18 protein-coding genes are annotated in these 18,594 nt (G+C 44.4%); 4 read left to right on the top strand and 14 right to left on the bottom strand.

The window, feature by feature from the left end; all coding sequences use genetic code 11:
- Positions 1-73: 73 nt before the first annotated feature.
- From BM124_RS06440 to BM124_RS06430, 3 genes are all read right to left on the bottom strand, one after another.
- Positions 74-1,729: an ATP-dependent nuclease gene (locus BM124_RS06440; RefSeq protein ID WP_093336143.1), complete on the bottom strand. Its 1,656-nt coding sequence runs from the start codon at positions 1,727-1,729 to the stop codon at positions 74-76.
- A 614-nt stretch (positions 1,730-2,343) separates the two neighbouring features.
- A complete protein-coding gene (locus BM124_RS06435) occupies positions 2,344-2,853 on the bottom strand; it encodes a cupin domain-containing protein (RefSeq protein ID WP_093336142.1) in 510 nt (169 codons plus the stop codon).
- 92 nt (positions 2,854-2,945) lie between these two features.
- Positions 2,946-3,566 carry a DUF421 domain-containing protein gene (locus tag BM124_RS06430; protein WP_212634940.1) on the bottom strand — a complete coding sequence of 207 codons (621 nt, stop codon included), beginning with the start codon at positions 3,564-3,566 and terminating at the stop codon, positions 2,946-2,948.
- 208 nt (positions 3,567-3,774) lie between these two features.
- Between BM124_RS06430 and BM124_RS06425 the strand changes: the two genes are divergently transcribed.
- Positions 3,775-5,106 carry an amino acid permease gene (locus BM124_RS06425; protein ID WP_093336139.1) on the top strand — a complete coding sequence of 444 codons (1,332 nt, stop codon included), beginning with the start codon at positions 3,775-3,777 and terminating at the stop codon, positions 5,104-5,106.
- Here the strand turns inward: BM124_RS06425 and BM124_RS06420 are convergent.
- Complete coding sequence (locus BM124_RS06420; RefSeq protein WP_093336138.1) at positions 5,103-5,744, bottom strand: LysE family transporter; 642 nt, start codon at positions 5,742-5,744, stop codon at positions 5,103-5,105. The two genes, BM124_RS06425 and BM124_RS06420, sit on opposite strands and share 4 nt — an antisense overlap.
- A 144-nt stretch (positions 5,745-5,888) precedes the next feature.
- On the opposite strand from BM124_RS06420, the gene BM124_RS06415 reads away from it, so the two are divergent.
- On the top strand, positions 5,889-6,098 hold the full coding sequence (locus BM124_RS06415) for a hypothetical protein (protein ID WP_093336137.1): 210 nt from the start codon (positions 5,889-5,891) through the stop codon (positions 6,096-6,098).
- Between the two features lie 174 nt (positions 6,099-6,272).
- Here BM124_RS06415 and BM124_RS06410 read toward each other — a convergent pair whose 3' ends face one another.
- From BM124_RS06410 to BM124_RS06365, 10 genes are all read right to left on the bottom strand, one after another.
- A complete protein-coding gene (locus BM124_RS06410; RefSeq protein WP_093336135.1) occupies positions 6,273-6,887 on the bottom strand; it encodes a cell wall hydrolase in 615 nt (204 codons plus the stop codon).
- A gap of 156 nt (positions 6,888-7,043) precedes the next feature.
- Entirely contained in the window at positions 7,044-8,249 is a 1,206-nt protein-coding gene (locus BM124_RS06405; RefSeq protein WP_093336134.1) for an MFS transporter, read from the bottom strand.
- A 61-nt stretch (positions 8,250-8,310) separates the two neighbouring features.
- A complete protein-coding gene (locus tag BM124_RS06400; protein WP_093336132.1) occupies positions 8,311-9,156 on the bottom strand; it encodes an MBL fold metallo-hydrolase in 846 nt (281 codons plus the stop codon).
- Positions 9,157-9,159: 3 nt separating this feature from the next.
- Positions 9,160-10,674 carry a BCCT family transporter gene (locus BM124_RS06395; protein ID WP_244504254.1) on the bottom strand — a complete coding sequence of 505 codons (1,515 nt, stop codon included), beginning with the start codon at positions 10,672-10,674 and terminating at the stop codon, positions 9,160-9,162.
- Positions 10,675-10,818: 144 nt separating this feature from the next.
- On the bottom strand, positions 10,819-11,085 hold the full coding sequence (locus BM124_RS06390; protein WP_093336129.1) for a hypothetical protein: 267 nt from the start codon (positions 11,083-11,085) through the stop codon (positions 10,819-10,821).
- Between the two features lie 131 nt (positions 11,086-11,216).
- Positions 11,217-11,408: a YfhD family protein gene (locus BM124_RS06385; RefSeq protein ID WP_093336128.1), complete on the bottom strand. Its 192-nt coding sequence runs from the start codon at positions 11,406-11,408 to the stop codon at positions 11,217-11,219.
- Between the two features lie 95 nt (positions 11,409-11,503).
- A complete protein-coding gene (gene cysI / locus BM124_RS06380) occupies positions 11,504-13,225 on the bottom strand; it encodes an assimilatory sulfite reductase (NADPH) hemoprotein subunit (RefSeq protein WP_093336126.1) in 1,722 nt (573 codons plus the stop codon).
- A 23-nt stretch (positions 13,226-13,248) separates the two neighbouring features.
- Positions 13,249-15,111 (bottom strand): assimilatory sulfite reductase (NADPH) flavoprotein subunit, encoded by a 1,863-nt coding sequence (locus tag BM124_RS06375; protein WP_093336125.1) that lies wholly within the window; start codon positions 15,109-15,111, stop codon positions 13,249-13,251.
- Between the two features lie 302 nt (positions 15,112-15,413).
- The gene (gene wrbA / locus BM124_RS06370; RefSeq protein WP_093336168.1) at positions 15,414-16,028 is read right to left on the bottom strand and encodes an NAD(P)H:quinone oxidoreductase; all 615 of its coding nucleotides are present in this window, start codon (positions 16,026-16,028) and stop codon (positions 15,414-15,416) included.
- 126 nt (positions 16,029-16,154) lie between these two features.
- On the bottom strand, positions 16,155-16,607 hold the full coding sequence (locus BM124_RS06365; RefSeq protein ID WP_093336123.1) for a MarR family winged helix-turn-helix transcriptional regulator: 453 nt from the start codon (positions 16,605-16,607) through the stop codon (positions 16,155-16,157).
- Between the two features lie 234 nt (positions 16,608-16,841).
- Between BM124_RS06365 and BM124_RS06360 the strand changes: the two genes are divergently transcribed.
- Positions 16,842-17,918, top strand: a complete 1,077-nt coding sequence (locus tag BM124_RS06360; protein ID WP_093336122.1) for a solute carrier family 23 protein — start codon at positions 16,842-16,844, stop codon at positions 17,916-17,918.
- A 12-nt stretch (positions 17,919-17,930) separates the two neighbouring features.
- Positions 17,931-18,473, top strand: a complete 543-nt coding sequence (locus BM124_RS06355; protein ID WP_093336121.1) for a phosphoribosyltransferase family protein — start codon at positions 17,931-17,933, stop codon at positions 18,471-18,473.
- Positions 18,474-18,594: the final 121 nt, after the last annotated feature.

Below are 18,594 nucleotides of genomic sequence, written 5' to 3'. Positions count from 1 at the left end.
TATCCCCTTTCTACGAACTAAAGAAAACTCAACACGAGAATAAAGTATTATTTCTCATTATAGTTATTATATGTTAGCTATTTGCAAGACTAGTGTCTTTATTAAGAGTTTTTTTAATTATACATTTTACACAATCCTCTTCACCTTCTCTTATTCTACCACCGTACATTTCTAATACTGATTGAAATCTATTGAATGAAGTGAAAACTTCTCCTATGTGCTCTTGCAAATCTTCTACTTCAATGTCTATACACAATTTAGCTACTTCCTGCAGTTCATCCTCGTCTAATATAAATCTTTCTAAACTCATATCTTTATCTATGTAATATTCAATTGGTCTTACATCAACATCTGTTATTACAGACACTGGTAAACGTAAAGAAGGATTTCCCTCATCTAACCACGCTTGTGATCTAGAAAATATTTTTGCATATCTTTTAAAAGCCGTGTTACCAATGTTTACTATAGATACACCATAATTATGTAACGGTCTTCCAATTATCTCCGCTAATGCTGGTAGTAATAAATTCTCTGCATCTCCTTCAACTAATAAAACTCCTCGGGCAAAGAATAAATTTGATTTTGTGGCATCTAAAAAACGTTCAAGAAACTCATAATCTTCTTTTTCTAAGCTTGTATACATTGATCCCATAGGATAAGCGTTATTATCATGAAGTAATATTATATGTTCTAAAGCAGTTGAAGCAGCTAGCGTGGTACTGTGAGTCGACAATATGAATTGGCCGTTAATGTCGCCACCTTCATCCATGGTTCGTTGTAAGTATTTGATTAATCTTAATTGAGCTTGTGGATGTAGATGGGCTTCTATCTCTTCAATTAAAGTTATATTGGGACCGATCTTCTCTCCATCATTTAATAATAAAAGTTCTGCAGCTATGAAAAGTAAATTTGAGCTACCTAATCCTGATACGTTATCGTCTAACTCCAAGCTTAGTTTTCTTAAGATATCATTTAATTTAGCTGGAGTTACTTCAAATTTAGGTTTATATGTATCACCTTCAGCAGGGATATTAAAAAAAGCATCCAAATATTTCGATATCTCACCAATTATGGTTTTATCACCGATAGAATTTTCGAAATATTCCTCGATTTCTTGATTTGTATTGTTTACTATCTTTTCTAATGTATGTGATTCATTGTTTGATACTTTAAAAGCTGAGTAATTTTTAAGAATTTGAGCCAATCTTGATTTATATCCAGGCCTCAATTCACTCTTTGCATCACGAAGTGGTTTTAGATATGTTGATTTGAGAATTTCTGCAGCATCGCCTTCTAACCTAGATTGAAAATCTAATGCTCCTGCTTTTACAGATCTTTCAATTCGTTCACCAATTAATTCATTTTTAATCTTTTTCGCACTTAGACGGACAATTAATTCATATTCGTTATCCTCATCGAATGTCAACCATTCTAAAAAAACCCCGGCTTCTTTTTCAGTTAGATATGTAAACTTACATTCGATTTTTATTTCTTCTGATAATTTTCCATCATTATTAATATGAAAATCTTCATCCGTTATCCGATTATTTTCAGCACTTAACGTACCTATTGTTAAGTGAATGGCATCTATTATCGCACTTTTTCCAGAATCATTTTCTCCTATTAGTAAATTAAATTTTTCATGAAAATTCAAATTCAACCCTGGCTTTCCATCAATTTCTCCACCGAATTTCCTGAAGTTCCAGATTTTAATATTCTTAATATACATATTGATAAGTCCTTTCGGAGACGTTTAAATAAAAAATTGTCTAACTTTAAATTTTGAACAACCCTGGTCAAAATACGTTTGTTATAATCAATTCATAAATCGCAACATTTAATACAATAGTGTCGTTCTATTTAAGGATCTTTTAAAAATTATTTCCTCTGTAAATCATTATTTTTCCTTGTTTTCAATAATGGTACAACTCAATTATAAATTATTTTCTCCTTTATTTTTACATCGGCATCATATCTTTTATATTCCACCGCTTTAAAAAATTCTTTTTTCAAGTAGGCTGGATTAATACATTATCTTTCTAAATTCTTTATGTAATCTGCTCCATTTAGTTTAAAGGGATTCTTATTAATTTCTGATCTCTAATGGAAGAAGGGCTTACTCTGAATCTTTGTATTTTCATTCAAATTTATGTATAAAATGTTTATATTGTCAATAGAATTACTTCAATTTCTCATTTTGTAAACACAATTGCTTCAATTTTCTTTTGAAGCAATTGTGTTTACAATTTAGCTTAATTATTGTGTTACCAGTGGTTCCAATGTCATCACTATTCCTTCAACGTACAAAGACTTTTGAAAGCTGTTTTCAAATTGAATCACATGCTATTCTTCGGATGCCATGGCATCTTCTTTTGTCATATGAATGGTTCCGTATGGATGTTCTGGCGGAGCATAAATGGTATAGAGTTTTAATGGCATATTTCCGGTGTTAATCAAGTTATGCCACGTTCCCGCCGGCACCATGACTGCATCATCATCAAACACTCTCCGCTGGAAAAAGACATGATCTTCTGTGTCCCCCATCCGCACCAGGCCTTCCCCTTCTTCGATTCTTAAAAACTGATCGACATCCGGATGCACTTCCAGACCGATATCACTTCCCGGTGGAATGCTCATGACTGTCACCTGCAGATGATCTCCCGTCCATAATGTCGTACGGAATGTTTGGTTTTGCTTTGTAGCTTCATTGATATTCAAAACATACGGATAAGTCCCGTAGTCACGCCACATCCCTTGTTCACCCGGATACGCCCTTTCTTCACGAATAGCGTCATACGACGGCCTCACTGGGGAAGCTGCATAATATGGATACAGATGCATGTAGTGATACATACCTGGCCCTCCTTTGTTCGTTTCTGCATACTATGCTGTTGTCCCGGGGATGTGTGTCTTTAATGAATGTAAAATCGTTGTTTTCAGTGTTCTTATACACTCCGGATGGTCCCGTGTCCGTCATCAATAATTAATGAATGATCCGTATCTTTCACAACTGCAAAAAACACAGCCCGTACACCGGTGAATCCAGCCTTTTTCACAGCATGTTTTAACCACACTTCATCTTTTTCAATCATTTTCAGATGTTCGTGCTGTATATCTCCCTCGACGATAAGCGCCATAGGAAAACCCTGGTAATCAGGTTCTATACTCATGTCTTCTTTCGTTGCCGGCATCATCTCCGGCTTTGGCAGTACACTGATGGCCCCGTTTGGTTCCAGAATCGCGTATTGAATAGTTGTCACATCGCTGTATCCCTGGCTCCTGACACTCGACAATAGTTCTGCCAGCGAGAACCGGCTTTTTTTTAAATTCCGCCGGTCCAGCTTCCCGTGCTTGATCAATATCGCAGGCTCCCCGATAAGAAAACGGTTGAGGTGGTTGTATAAACTCAACCTCGCAAAAGAAAGATGAAGGGTGATGATGAGTAGAATACCAATAAGGGCTTTTCCTATGCTGTCAGCATCAATTGGGTTCATCGCCATAGCAATGATGAAAAATATGGCTGTAAAATCATGCGGGGTGAATTGAGCAAGTGCTGTTTTTCCCATAAATCGGACAACCACAATCGCTGTAAAAAATAAAAAAAGCAGGGATCCAATAAAAGAAAGCATACAACCACCTTTTACATCAGCTTCAAGACGAAGAATGAATGTCGTTCTTTCACTAGATTGAATCTAAAACAGAAAATTTATGTGTAAAAACAATAACAAAACATCAATACTAATATCAGTGGATGGGTAAGGAGGAAACATGCCAATGAAGAAAAAAGAAAACAGCAGCCTGACATGGTGGCAACTGTCGCTGATTGGTGTGGGCTGTACGATCGGAACAGGTTTTTTTCTAGGAGCAGGTCTGGCTATATCCATGGCAGGACAGGCAGTCCTTATTAGTTTTGCGCTGGCTGGCTTTGGAACGTATTCCGTGTATCATTTTCTGGCGGAACTGATGAGAAAGGATCCGCAAAAGGGAGCTTTTCATACATATGCAAGAAAAGCTTATGGGCGCTGGGCGGGATTCAGTTCAGGATGGGTGTATTGGGGAGCGGAAATGCTGATCCTGGGAAGTCAAATGACAGCTGTATCTATTTTCTCGAGATACTGGTTTCCTGGTGTTCCATTATGGATATTCGCCGCCGGTTACTCTCTCCTTGGAATCCTTGTCGTCCTAACGGGAGCGAAAGGATTTGACCGGATTGAAAATATCTTTGGAGTGGTAAAAATTGCAGCTATTCTCATGTTTATTGTTGTGGCTGCGATTGCGATATTCAGCTCACTTCACAGTGCTCGCGACCCGCTTTTTTTTCCTCAAACAGGGCAGCAATTTATCCCGCATGGAGGAAAAGGTCTCTGGGCTTCTTTGATTTATGCCTTTTACGCGTTTGGAGGTATTGAAATTATGAGTATGATGGCAACCCGGTTGAACGAAAAAAAAGAAGCCCCTAAATCCGGAAAAGTTATGCTGGCTGTTATTACTTCTATTTATATCATGTCCCTGGGGATGGCTCTGCTTTTAACTTCATCGAAATCGTTCCATGCCGATGAAAGCCCATTTGTTACTGCGCTGAATCAGTATGATTTTCCGTATGTTGCAGATGTATTTAACGGCGCGTTAATCATAGCCGGTTTTTCTACTATGGCTGCCTCCCTGTTTGCAGTAACGAGCATGCTCGTTACCCTTGCAGAGGATGGTGATGCCCCCTCCTTCTTTCAAAAAAAGGGACAGAATATTATAGATCTTCATCTGCCTGCCCTAGGGTTGACTGTCGCCGGGATGCTTGTTTCCATCTTTTTTTCTCTTCTTCTGCCTGAAAAAATATACGAATACATGACCACCGCCGCAGGGTTGATGCTCCTGTACAACTGGTTTTTCATTCTGCTGTATGCAAACCGCTTGGTGGTCATAAAAGGGTTCAGCCATATTCAGCGTTTCGGCGGACTTGCTCTCATCCTTTGCGCAGTCACCGGCACGCTGCTGGATACATCCAGCCGACCTGGTTTTTTTGTCAGCCTGGGGTTTCTTATCATTCTTGCCGTAGTGGTAATAATCATGAAAAGAGTCTGGTCCCGTCAATCTCCCTCCCCTTTTTAATGACTGCGGAATTCCAGCACGGCTGTTACTCCTTCCCAGCCAAAATAAATACCGAATAAAATCAAGCATATGCCCGAGGCGGTCGAAATCAAAGCGAGCATACGTTCCGATAAATATTTCCGAAAACCGCTGGCAATTCCTGCCATTGTGATATCCCATAAGGATACGCCGATAAAGATAGCAGCGCTGTACAGCAACAGTTGTTCACTGCTATGATGAGCGGATGTTTTTGCCACAATGGAACCGTAAATTCCGAGCCAGAAAACGATGGATAGTGGGTTGCATAAACACATAAAAAAACCAGATCCAAAAGAACGGATGAGGGGTGGACTGCTGCGTCGGGACGTAACCGTTATTGCTCCGCTTTCCCCTTTTAAGCTTTCCACTCCGATATACACCAAAATAAAGAATCCAAATAGCCAAAGAAAGGTTTTTACCATAGGTACTTCTAAAAAATGAACGACACCTAGATAAACGAGAAGCATGTACAACGCGTCGGCGATCATCGCCCCTACTCCGACAACCCAGGCATGCCAGAACCCGTTTTTAATCCCTTTGTCTAATTGAGCTGCATTTACCGGTCCAATTGGAGCAGCCAGCGTTACCCCTAATAAAATGTAACTAAAAAATACACTCATTGGAGCATCTCCTACTTTACACAGTGTTTAGTTAGATTGTATTCATAACTGGAAGCTCGTACGATTCTTTTTTTCTTCTTATATGGTATATAGCTGCTCTGTATGTTCACATACTACGAGTAAATATAAAGGAGGGAAAGACTAGTGGCTGAATCAAAACACTCTGCCGGAAGAAAAGAAACAGTGGAAAATAACATAACAGAAACAGAAGAAAATCTGCACGCAACAGAAGAATTTGCGGAAGAACACGGAAAAGCGTTGAGTAAAGAAGAAAAGCGGAACATTAATGAAAAGAATGAGCATCGCAGAGAAAATATTGAAAACATGAAGCAATCCATGAACGAAGAGAAATGAAAAAACTCTGGTAATCCTTTTCAAAGCAGACGAAGGGATTGCTGTTATTGGAATGTTATCTTCATTCCAAAAATTATCCCGTACCACTTTTAAAGTGGTACGGGATATCTTGACAGTCAGCTCTCAAAAGAGCCACAGCAGGGAAGTATTTCCGTTATTTCCTGTATCCCAGTGTTAATCAGCAAATACATGCTTTCCAATTTGCAGGTTTTTGGTCCGGGTCCAAATCCAATCGGACGTGGCCAGCACGGGGTTGTAATAGTAATGCGAACCCTTGGATGGATCATAGCCGTTCCAAGCTTCCTTCACGGCACGATAAGCGGTGCGGTCGGGTTCTAAATTATACTGGCCATCCTGAACAGCTGTGAACGCATTTTTTTCTGTTATTACTCCTTCTACCGTTCCTGGAAATTCAGAGGATTGAATCCGGTTATGAACCACAGCAGCCACCGCTACCTGTCCTTTAAATGTTTCTCCTCTGGCTTCCCCGTGGACGATCCGGGCCAGCTTATTTACTTCATCTAATTTTTGCAGAGTATTCTCCCCGGCTTTCCCATCGACAGCCAGACCAAAGTCGCTTTGAAATTTCTGTACTGCGTTGTTTGTTAAGGGACCGTAATAGCCGGTGGGATTGGTATGTAAGTATTCCATGTAAATTAAAGACTGCTGCAGTTTCGTTACTGCAGGACCTTTCTCCCCTTGCTGCAGTAAATCTTCCTGTGCTTCAATCTGTGGAACAAAAACAATGAAAAATAAAACAGCCCACCCTGCAGAAATGACTTTTTTCATATCATCAACCTCCTTCGCTATCCCATCCCCCTTTTTCCTTTGTTTATAAACATGAATTTGGCTGCAGCAGTAGAAATAAGAAGTGAGTCTCACATTCTTCATGCGATCTGCTGTTCTTAAGAACCTTTTAAGAAGAGGAGCGGCCGCTCCCCCCCATCATGGAGATTGAGAAGTTTTTGAAGGCCTGATTCCGACAAACGCGGCGGCGATGATAAGAAGAGAAGCCGTGGCTAAAACAAAATAAATGACAGAAGATTGATGTTTCATCAGTAAGGCGGTAATTGGAGGTCCGGCAGCTACTCCAGCAAACCGCATACTGCTGTAAAAGGAAGTAACCAGGCCTCTTTCTTCTTTTTCAATCCCTTCCGTAATAAGTGCATCAAGACAAGGCAAAGCCAATCCAATTCCGATACTGGCAGACGATAACAGCGTCAGCAGCCATAGTAAGGTCATGTCTTCTCTTACAAAAACTAAGGAAACGGTCGTAAGAGCAGCGCCGATAAGGATAAACCCTCTCATTTTCTGTCTGTTTTCCCCAATCAGTTTTCCACTTAAATAGGAAGTTGAGCATAGGAAAAGGAGCGGAACGGCTAACAATAGGCCTTTAATATACCCTTTTAAGTGATATTGGTCTTCCAAAAGAGAAGATAAATGAAACAGCACGCCAAATAAAACGAACATCAATATGCCGCCGATGAAAAAAACGGTACACAGCCAGCGACCGTTAAAAAGAAAGGTTTTCTTAATTCCTGTGAGAAAAACGGAGAAGGATTTATCCTCTTTCTGCTTCGTTCGGGGAACTTTTACCAGAAACCAAACGAGAAACACCGAGATCATGGAAAGCACCGGCACAGACATAAAAGGCATATACCATACCAGCACAGCCAGAAGTGCTCCGATAATAGGACTTAATACTTTTCCGAGCGTATTCGCTGTTTCAATTATTCCCAGACCGCGGCTTACCTGTTCCTCTTGTTTGAACATATCTCCCACAGTAGGTAAAACGACCGGGAACGCGCCGGCTGAACCAACTCCCTGCACTATCCGCCCAAGCAGAATAAGCAGATAAGGCTGGTCCAGCTGCCAGGAAGCAAAAGCAGACACTGCCCCTCCTGCAGCAACCATCAGCAGACTTGGAACCATTATTTTTTTCCGCCCCCATTTATCCGAAAGGTACCCCGATACTGGAATACAAAGAATGGCTGTAATAGAATACACCGATATGATTAAACTGGATTGAAACGAAGTAATATTGATTTCATGTTCAATGAGCGGAAGGACCGGGATAAACATTGAATTTCCCAGCGTCATCATTAAAGGAATGGAAGCCAGTGCTAACAAGTCCCATTTTTTATCTTCCATCTTGTTCCTCCACGTCTCTTTCTTCACCTCTGTTGTAAGAAGAAAAGGATTTTCATGATTATTATTCTTGTACGAACTTGCCGTAATCCGGAACAGCTGAGGAAGGAAACGTCTGCATAAGAGAAGGCAACCCTTCTTCCAGTACCCTTCCTTCTACAGGTCTCCCGTGGCCGGTAATTGCTGTTTTCGGATGTAATTCCGCCAGTTTTTTCACTGAATTCGCGGCTGCTTCCCAATCCGTTGTTAAATATCTCGGCGGGCCGTTCATTTCGATTTTTTGCGTGAAGACTTGATACAATTCGTCTTGTTTTACTGTCACAAAGGCATCTCCTGCGATAAGGGTCTGATCGCGGTCCCGGAACAATGAAATGTGTCCGGGAGTGTGCCCCGGGGTATGAACCCATCGAAACTCCGGCAGATACGGAACGCTGCCGTTTTCGGGTAGAGCACGGACATGTTCTCTGATATTTACTCCTTTATGGGGAAAAAACGGAGAAATTTTTGCAATCATTCCCCCTTCGACAGAGGAGTCTGGTTCTGGATAGTTTTCTTCTCCGTTAAGATAAGGGATCTCCCGCTCGTGAGCATACACAGGGATATTCCAGTGTTTGATTAATTCAATAATGGATCCGGTATGATCAAAATGTCCATGGGTAAGAATGATTGCTTCTGGTTTTCTCCCCTCTCCAAAGATGGAAGCTGCTGCTTTCAAAAGGCTGCCGCTGGAATAAGGCATTCCAGCATCGACCATAACAAAGCCGGTTTCGGGAGTTCCAATAAATATAACGTTTACTATCTGATTCGTATAACACCAAATATCATCGAGCACGGAAATCGTATTTCCGCTTTTCACCGAGAACGCAGGAATAAATGTATGATCCTTGCCATAAGAGAGATCCCCTTTCATTCGTTACCCTCCTTGCTTATTTTTGCTTTTTTCGGCCTTCAGTCCGGGTTTTTCTTCTTTTAATGCCTTAAATAACGCGAGCACCATCATCACCATAATAATGGAAAAGGGAAAGGCGGCAACGATCATTGTATTCTCGAGCGCCTGCAGGCCTCCGGAATAAAGCAGAATGACAGCTGTTGCTGACAGCATAATACCCCAGGTGAATTTCACTTTGACGGCGGGGTTCATCGTTCCATTAGAGGTCTGCATCCCCAATACAAAGGTAGCGGAGTCTGCCGATGTAATAAAAAAGACACTGATGAGGCAGATGGCCAGTATAGACATCACGAGACCGAGAGGGTAATGTTCGAAAACACCGAATAACGCTTCTTCCGTTGACAATTCGGAAATGGCTGCAATGCCTTCTGATTCGAGTAATATCGAGGCACCTCCGAATACCGAAAACCATAAAAAACTGACAAGAGGCGGAATGAGCAGCACCCCGGCGGTGAACTGACGAAGCGTTCTTCCTTTGGATACACGCGCAATAAATGTCCCCACAAAGGGCGACCACGCAATCCACCACGCCCAGTAAAAAATCGTCCAGTTGTTGATCCATTCCCTGTTACTCTGTGTGAGAGGAGCAATCCGGAAACTCATCGCCGGGAGTTTTTGAATATATTCTCCGAGTGTATTCGTGAACAAATTCAGCATATACAAGGTAGGTCCGGCGATAAGAACAAAAACAAATAACAGCAGAGCAAGAACCAAGTTGGTGTTGCTTAATATGCGTATCCCTTTATTCAGCCCGGTCGAGGCCGACAGCAGAAACAAAACAGTGACAACAGCAATAATTGCAAACTGAATCCAAAATCCGGATTGAAGAGCGGTGGTGAATGATAATCCGCCATTTATCTGTACGGCTCCAAAACCGAGAGTTGTGGCGACACCTGAAACCGTTGCGGTCACAGCGATAATGTCAATCGTTTTCCCCGCAGCGCCGTCTGTATTCATGAGGGTGCTGAGCGATGAGCTTACGGTGCCGCTCGCATCGCGTCTGAATTTAAAATAAGCGAGGCATAACGCGATAATCGCATAAATGGCCCATGCATGAATCCCCCAGTGAAAATAAGTAAACCGCATGGCTTCTTTAATGGCTGCTGGTGTTTTGACATCGGCTGTGGGAGAATTTACCGCATAATGATGTATAGGCTCTGCTGCTCCCCAGAACACAAGACCAATTCCCATTCCTGCACTGAATAACATGGCAAACCATGTAACTATATTATAATCCGGCTTATCATCAGGCTTACCAAGTTTTATCCGCCCATATGGACTCACGATAATAAACAGGCATACGAGAACAAAAAGAGAAACCACAATCAGGTAATACCAGCCGAAGCGTTCCGAAATAAAAGCCTGAGCCGCTGCGGTTGCATTCTCAAGGATATGAGGTGCAACAGCACCAAGAATCACCGCCAGCACGAGAATGCCGATGGTTATATAAAAAACCGAACCGGTTGACGTATTTTTCACTGTCTGCCCCTCCTTCCTAAAGGTTAGTATGTTTTCCTTTTTCATTCTTATACCTGCTTGTCATCCCCTTTTGTTAACATAATATAATGATGGTAAACAAAAGAGACCAGGAATGCATCCTGATCTCTTTACGACCGCTGCCCATTACTCTGAATCATCTGTCAGAAATTCACGGGCAAAGGCTGTTTCTGTACGGTCTGGAATGTCTGAAAATTGTTCCCGCACCGGGTTCTCTCTTTCTGTCTGGTCCTGCCGGCTCAAACCGAACCAAGCAGCCCCGGCGCCTGCTCCGAGTAATGTCATGAACATACTCCATCTTCCCCAGTTACTGTTTCTTCGATTGTTCCATCCCATAAAGCCTCTGCGGCGGCCCATCTGCATGAAAGGAACATTCCAGCGAAAGTTATTCATCCTTTTATTCCCCTTTTTCTTCGAAGTGAAGCATGGGGAATCGGTCCCCACATTCGTAGTTTGAACAGGCTGGTACGGGATTATCATGCCTTATATTCCCATGAACGGTACCTGCCGCTTTGGGAACAGCCTTACGAGTGATCATGCTCGCGAGCGCGCTTATCGGCAGCACGGGACCTTGATTGAGCTTCTTTGTCCTCCAGATCAGAGATATCTTTCGAAAATTCCATATCCATTCCGTCCTGCTGAATATCTTTCTCAGGGGTCTGGGACAATTTATCTTTTGGTTTGTGCTGGTTATTTCGTGACTGTCCTCTTGTCATGTTGATGCCTCCTTTGTGTTTTAGGTTCTTTCGTTTTATGATCTCTTATACAAAAAAACAGGGCTCCATTTGGAACCCTGCATTGGTCCATGTTTTTAAGATGATGCATGAAACTCACGTCCGTCGTGCACAGCGTCAACGTATGCGGCACGGATGACGTAATCGCCGAACGGTTCGCCTTCCAGTCGTTCTCTGGCATATTCTTGAAGCATTGGCTGGAGAATGCTTAGTATTTCTTCTTCACCGATATTTTCCCGGTACAGTTTATTCAGGCGTTCTCCGGCAAACCCACCGCCGAGATACAAATTATATTTGCCGGGACCTTTCCCGATAAAGCCGATTTCTCCAAGGGTGGAGCGCGCGCAGCCGTTCGGACAGCCGGTCATGCGGATGGTGATTTCATTATCTCTGAGCCCGGCTTCGTCCATCGTCCCTTCCAGTTTTTCAAGAAGGGATGGCAGATACCGCTCGGATTCGGCCATGGCAAGCCCGCATGTCGGGAATGCCACACAGGCCATGGCGTTTCTGCGCAGAGCTGAGTCTCTCTCTCCGTCGGATAGACCGTACTGCTCGACGAGTTCATTGATTTTTTTCTTCTTCTGGCTCGTTACGTTCCCGATGATAAGATTCTGGTTTGGACTAAGACGGAATTCACCGGTATGCACCTTGGCGATTTCGCGAAGGGCTGTCATGAGCTGATAATCTTCCGTGTCTTTGATACGGCCGTTTTCAATAAAAAGGGTCAGGTGCCAGCGGTTATTGCTTCCTTTCATCCAGCCGTAGCGGTCCCCGTTTGAATCAAAGTGATACGCACGTTCCTCTTCAAGATCCCATCCGAGACGTTCTTTTAACTCGTTTTTCAACCAATCGAGTCCGTGGGTGTCTATCGTGTATTTAAAGCGGGCGTTTTTGCGGTTGGAGCGGTTGCCGTAATCCCGCTGGATTGTAAGCAGTTTTTCGACCGCTTCCACGATATGGTCCACCGGGCAGAACCCAATCACCCGGCCGAGTTGCGGGTAGGTGTCTGTTTCTCCGTGTGTCATGCCAAGACCGCCTCCGACAGCGATATTAAAACCTTGCAGGATATTGTTCTCCACGATCGCAATCAGGCCGATATCCTGTGAAAACACATCGATATCGTTGGACGGCGGCACGGCAATGCCGATTTTAAATTTTCGCGGCAGGTACACGTCTTTATATAGAGGCTCCACTTCCTCCGAGCTGTCCGCCACTTTTTCTTCATTCAGCCAGATTTCATGGTACGCCTTCGTCTGTGGGAGAAGATGCTCACTGATGTTTTTAGCCGCTTCCTGTACTTCTTCGTGAATCTCGGATTCATATGGGTTCGGCGCTGCCATCACATTCCGGTTCACATCTCCGCAGGCGGCGATCGTGTCGAGCATGGCTTCATTCATAGCCTGCATATTTTTTTTCATGTTCCATTTCAGAATCCCGTGCATTTGAAACGTCTGGCGCGTCGTTAAACGCAGGGTCCCGTTGCCGTATTCATGTGCAATCCGGTCCATCGTCAGCCACTGCTCGGGTGTGGCTGTTCCTCCCGGAAGCCGCACCCGGACCATAAAGGAATAGGACGGCTCGAGCTTCTGCCTGCGCCGCTCGTTTCGAAGGTCGCGGTCATCCTGCATGTAACTGCCGTGGAACTTCGTTAACTGGGCGTCGTCTGCCGATATATCAGCTGTGAGAGGATCAGCCAAAGATTCTTCGATTGTTCCCCGAAGGTAATTGCTTTCCCGTTTGATTCGTTCGTTGTCACTGGGCGGGCCGTACTTGGCCGGAGTAGTTGGTTTATTTTCCATCATTGTTCTCCTTCCCTCTCTGTTTAATACACATCACGCTGATAGCGTTTCTGCTGCTGCAGGTCTTCAAGGTAGGCGTCCGCGTCTTCTTCACTCATGCCGCCTTCCTGCTGCAGAATGGTTTTCATCGCCTCATGAACATCACTTGCCATATATTCTTCATCTCCGCACACGTAAACAATGGCGCCTTCCATCAGCCAGTCGTAGAAATCGCGGCTCTTTTCGAGCATGCGGTGCTGGACATACACTTTCTGTTCTGTATCGCGGGAAAAGGCGACATCCATCTTCGTTAATACACCGTCTTTCAGCCAGCGCTGCCATTCCACCTGATACAGAAAGTCCGTTGAAAAATGCTGCTCACCAAAGAAGAACCACGTTTTCCCCTCTGCTTCCTGTTCCTCCCGTTCTTCAAGAAAGGCGCGGAACGGCGCAGCCCCGGTTCCTGGTCCGATCATAATAATCGGTGTGTCCGTGTCCTCCGGGAGCTTAAAGTTCGGATTTTTCTGGATAAAGACAGGAAGTTTCTCCCCGATTTCGGCCCGTTCTGCGCACTGTCCGGAGCATACTCCTGTTCGCGCCCGGCCGTGGGCATCATACCGCACGGTGCCAATGGTCAGATGAACTTCTTCCGGATTGGCTTCGCTGCTGCTCGCGATGGAATACAGGCGCGGCGGAATTTTACGCAGAATAGGAAGAAATTCACTGACCGGTACATTCCATGGTGAAAAATCGCGGCCGAGATCGATTAAATCCCTGCCGTAAATATACTCACGCACTGCCTCTTCGTTTCCTTCCTTCACCAGTTCGTGCAGTCGTTCATTGTCTGAAAGCGGGGCTGCTTTTTCCAGCAGAGGTTTCGTGAGAACGGTGATCTCGTAGGTGCCTGTCAAGGCATCCCGGACGGTTTTGGTGTCTCCCTTTTTGTTAATAACCACAAGTTCATCCGGGTCCCAGCTCATTTCATCCATTAATTTATCCACCAGTTCCGGTTCATTCTCAGGATAGATTCCGACACTGTCACCGGGAGCAAATTCGAGACCGGAGTCTTCGAGTGACAATTCCAGGTGTCTTGTTTCTTTATTGGATCCTCTGCCGCTCAAATTGATGTTTTCAAGCAGTTCGGCCTGAAAAGGATTGGTTCTGGAATGGGCCGGTTTTGATTCGGCCGGAGCTGGAGCACCGGCTCCGACAGGCTGTGGCTGTGCGTGGGGGGCCCCTGCTGCGCTTTGTTCCACTTCTTTACTTAAGGCCTCCACGACATTTTCGACCCATTCTGCAGCATCTTCATCAAAATCGACATCACACTCGACGCGGTCATACAACCGGTCTCCGCCAAGTTCCTCCAGTCGTTTATCAAATTCCCTGCCGGTCTGACAGAAATGCTCATATGATGTGTCACCGAGTGCAAGAACGGAATAATGGACGTTCTCGAGTTTCGGCGCTTTCCGTCCGTGCAGAAATTCATGGAACGAAATCGCGTTGTCTGGTGGATCGCCTTCACCGTGTGTGCTGACAATAATGAATAGATTTTCCACCTTTTTCAGCGCATTGGTTTTAAACTGATCCATGGCAGACATGATGACATTGAAGTCTTTGGCTTCGAGCTTACCGGAAAGTTCTTCAGCAATACCCTGGCCGTTTCCGGTCTGGGAACCGAAAAGAATGGTTACATCTTTTGAGACTTCGGGCACCTGCGGCTGGGACTCGAGCTCAAGCGGTGCAGCAGGTGCCTGCACCGCTTGAGCTTCAGCAGATACAGCGGCGGGTGCAGCCGCAATATAACCGCTCAGCCAGATCTTCTGCTGTTCTGTAAGTGTCGGTAGCAAACGGTTTAAAAGATCAATCTGATCTTGATTGAATGGACTGTTGGTCACTTGAAGGTCCAATGATTATACACCTCACAAAGGATTGATAGGGAATCCAGTTTTTCTTCCACTATGTATATATGAAAGGGAAAATACTGCATTTTAAAGAGCATACAAAACATATCAGTCTATGGATTAGTGTTCATGCTATATTTATTATCCCTATCTGTCAAGTTGGATTTCGCCCATTGCCGTAATCCCTCCTATTTAAAGTTATAAATAGACTTATAAAAAATTTTAATAAGTGACAAAGCTTATGTTGTGTATGCATAAAAAAACCACCGCTTCCTCCATGGAAAGCGGTGGTCCGGCATGTCAGACGTTTATTGTTCCTGTCCGTTTTTCACCCAGGATGCCACCTGGATGGTTCTCTTCGTCTGGTGTTTTACAGCCGGCTCAATGTCCATTTTCATCTGGCCTTCTCCGTCAACAGTGACGGATGTGCCGTACGGATTGCCACCGGTGCTGAATGTGATAGGGTCACTGTAACCAGGTGCTGCGATGATTGCGCCCCAGTGCATCATCGTAGTGTAAAGACTTTTCACCGTGGCTTCCTGTCCGCCGTGGTCGTTCATGGCAGAACTCATGCCGCTGACAACCTTATTGACAAGCTTGCCTTCTCCCCAGAGTCCGCCTGTCTGATCAAGAAACTGCTTCATCTGTCCAGGCACGTTACCAAAACGGGTCGGCATGCTGAACAGAATGGCATCAGCCCAGTCAAGGTCTTCCGGCTTCGCTTCCGGGATGTCTTTTGTTTCTTCCAGATGCGCTTTCCAGGCCGGGTTGGATTCAATAGCCGCCTGCGGGGCAAGTTCGGCTGTGCGCGCAACATAAACGTTCGCGCCTGCTTCTTTGGCCGCTTCTTCAGCCCATTTGGCCATTCTATAGTTGGTACCTGTGGAACTGTAATACACAATTGCTATGTTAACTGCTGTCATTGTTTCATCGCTCCTTTTTGTTTTAAACATATCAAATAAGCCCATGGTTAATCTTCCAGTCCTCCTCGATTGAATCATGATGTCATGCTCACCTTTTACCCAGTGTAGTACGTATCGTACCACCTCCTATGCAGAGTAATCTTCCGCAGCGATACCCAGTTTTTTCAGCATGGGGATAAGCTGCTCCTTCTCTTCATCGGATAAAACAGAAAACAAGTCCTGAATGCGTGCCGCGTGTTTTGGAAAAATGCGGTCCATCAGTGTTTGTCCTTCCTCTGTAATCACAGCATAAATCACACGCCGGTCTTCCGGGCAGCGCTCCCTCGTCAGAAGCCCCTGTTTTTCCAGTTTATCAATAACATAGGTCATGCTCCCACTCGTTATCAGAATACGCTTCCCAATGTGTTGAATTGGCTGACTGCCCTTATGATACAACAGTTCAAGCACCGCAAAAGCATTAGGGTTCAGTCCATGATTTTTCATATCCTGCGAGAGTGTCTTTTCTATGGAATGATAAGCCTTTGACAGCACAACCATCGTTTTCAGAGCGGAATCATAGCTGTTTTCAGGGTGACTCATTCTACCATCGCCTTCAATAATATTTCAAATTAAAATATCTTTAATTAAGTATATTATAATAAAACGCTATGTCTTTTTCAAGGATAATGTGGAAACAATATCATCCTTCCTTCTGCAAATATTGTCGAAACAATGAAAATGTGTTACTTTGTCAAATGACGTACTTTTATCTATTTATTTTAAAAAAAATTCCGTAAAAACCGAACATTTTTGCGGAGGAAAGGAAAGGTGAATATGCTGGAGATATTCAAAGATATTCTGGCTGCTCTCAGCGGTGTTTTGAACGCACTTCCTCAGGGACTGCTCGCTTTGGCATTTGGATTTGCGTCGATTCCGACCGCCCTTGCGTTTATCGTAGGAGCCGCCGGAAGTGCCGCCGCCGGCAATGCTGCTGTCATTTCCTATCAGGCTGAAACAATTACAGTTGCCGGGACGATGGGACGCAGCATGCGGGAAAGGCTGTCCATGATTTTTATAGGAGCTGCTATTCTGCTTGTGATTGGACTGCTGGGCGTACTGGAATGGTTGATCAATTGGATCGGCCCGGTGATTACAAGTGGTATGATGGCAGGCGTCGGGATTATGCTTTCCAAGGTGGCCTGGGACATGGCCAAAAACGATCGCCTTGTCGGTACCGTCTCCTTCGTCAGTGCCCTGCTCGTTTACATGGCGCTGCAGGATTTAGTATATACGATTACCGTTTCTGTCATTCTGGCGAGTATTATCTCCAACCTGCAGAAAAGAAACTCTAACGTAAACCAGGAAGAAGCTGTTCAAAATGAAGGATTTAACATGCAGAAAATCCTGATCAGTCCCATGATTCTGCGCGGTGCAATGGCTATGGTTTGTCTGAACATTGGGGCTAACATTGCGTTTGGCCGGATTAACCAGGACATTGCCGGCATGGATGTTGATATCGATACACTGACTATCATCAGCAGTCTTGCGGACATGGCTTCCTCTCTGTTCGGAGGGGCTCCGGTAGAAGTTGTCATCTCTGCTACGGCAAGTGCGCCCCACGCCGTATGGTCCGGGGTGCTTATGATGGCATTGATGGCGGTTATTTTGTTTGCCGGATGGCTTCCGAAAATCGGGAAATACGTCCCCAGTGCTTCTATTGCCGGGTTTTTATTTGTTCTCGGAGCCATTGTAACTCTTCCTTCAAACGCAGCAGCGGCACTGGCCGGAGAAGGAGCCGGAACCGGCGTTGTTGGTGGAATGACAATGGTCGTTACTGCGTTGACCGACCCATTTCTTGGGATGGCGGCTGGAATCATTATAGAGTTTTTAATCGAAATATTCGGCTTTTAGGGAGGTGATTATATGTCTACGTATACACTGCAAGTGGCAGGGTTAACGAGGGAACTTCCTGTAATGCAGGTTTCGCCTGAGGTGAGCATTGCAAGTTTTGTTATTTTGGGAGATACGGAAATGGTTACAGCCGCGGCGCCGCTCCTTGCACAGCAGCTTCCTGAGGTGGATGTACTGGTTACTGCGGAGGCTAAGGGTATCCCCTTTGTCCATGAACTTTCCAAGCAACTTGGAATGAGCCGGTACGTCGTAGCAAGAAAAAGTGTAAAACCCTATATGACGACCCCGCTAATCAGCTCCGCTGCGTCCATCACGACTCAGAAAGAACAGCAGCTCGTTCTTGATGAAATGGATGCGGCATTTCTCAAAGGGAAACGGGCCGCGTTAATTGATGATGTAATCAGTACGGGAGAGTCATTACAGGCACTGGAAACCCTCGTCCATCAAGCAGGAGCAAGGGTGAAAACGAAAGCAGCCATACTGGCCGAAGGGAATGCAGATCAGCTGAACGACATTGTTTTCCTGGAAAAGCTGCCTGTGTTTCCTTCCAAATAAAGAATAAAAGTCTTGGGGTCACTTCGTGAAAGTGGTCCCTGTTTTTTATATGTATGACTGGAACATATGTAAAGAAGACATTTCATATATTCTATAAATTCGTATAAATGAGAAGGGGGAA

The organism is Salibacterium halotolerans, from assembly GCF_900115625.1.
GTDB lineage: Bacteria > Bacillota > Bacilli > Bacillales > Marinococcaceae > Salibacterium > Salibacterium halotolerans.
Note: the sequence above shows the minus strand (reverse complement) of the source record. Positions and strands in the feature narration are given on the sequence as shown.

What these genes read in the sequence shown, in the direction of transcription:
- wrbA (WP_093336168.1), bottom strand. Translation starts at nt 16,028, where the DNA reads ATGACAGCAGTTAACATAGCAATTGTGTATTACAGTTCCACAGGTACC.
- BM124_RS06385 (WP_093336128.1), bottom strand. Translation starts at nt 11,408, where the DNA reads ATGACAAGAGGACAGTCACGAAATAACCAGCACAAACCAAAAGATAAA.
- BM124_RS06360 (WP_093336122.1), top strand. Translation starts at nt 16,842, where the DNA reads ATGCTGGAGATATTCAAAGATATTCTGGCTGCTCTCAGCGGTGTTTTG.
- BM124_RS06390 (WP_093336129.1), bottom strand. Translation starts at nt 11,085, where the DNA reads ATGAATAACTTTCGCTGGAATGTTCCTTTCATGCAGATGGGCCGCCGC.
- cysI (WP_093336126.1), bottom strand. Translation starts at nt 13,225, where the DNA reads ATGGAAAATAAACCAACTACTCCGGCCAAGTACGGCCCGCCCAGTGAC.
- BM124_RS06365 (WP_093336123.1), bottom strand. Translation starts at nt 16,607, where the DNA reads ATGAGTCACCCTGAAAACAGCTATGATTCCGCTCTGAAAACGATGGTT.
- BM124_RS06435 (WP_093336142.1), bottom strand. Translation starts at nt 2,853, where the DNA reads ATGTATCACTACATGCATCTGTATCCATATTATGCAGCTTCCCCAGTG.
- BM124_RS06425 (WP_093336139.1), top strand. Translation starts at nt 3,775, where the DNA reads ATGAAGAAAAAAGAAAACAGCAGCCTGACATGGTGGCAACTGTCGCTG.
- BM124_RS06440 (WP_093336143.1), bottom strand. Translation starts at nt 1,729, where the DNA reads ATGTATATTAAGAATATTAAAATCTGGAACTTCAGGAAATTCGGTGGA.
- BM124_RS06355 (WP_093336121.1), top strand. Translation starts at nt 17,931, where the DNA reads ATGTCTACGTATACACTGCAAGTGGCAGGGTTAACGAGGGAACTTCCT.
- BM124_RS06400 (WP_093336132.1), bottom strand. Translation starts at nt 9,156, where the DNA reads ATGAAAGGGGATCTCTCTTATGGCAAGGATCATACATTTATTCCTGCG.
- BM124_RS06410 (WP_093336135.1), bottom strand. Translation starts at nt 6,887, where the DNA reads ATGAAAAAAGTCATTTCTGCAGGGTGGGCTGTTTTATTTTTCATTGTT.
- BM124_RS06405 (WP_093336134.1), bottom strand. Translation starts at nt 8,249, where the DNA reads ATGGAAGATAAAAAATGGGACTTGTTAGCACTGGCTTCCATTCCTTTA.
- BM124_RS06420 (WP_093336138.1), bottom strand. Translation starts at nt 5,744, where the DNA reads ATGAGTGTATTTTTTAGTTACATTTTATTAGGGGTAACGCTGGCTGCT.
- BM124_RS06430 (WP_212634940.1), bottom strand. Translation starts at nt 3,566, where the DNA reads ATGGGAAAAACAGCACTTGCTCAATTCACCCCGCATGATTTTACAGCC.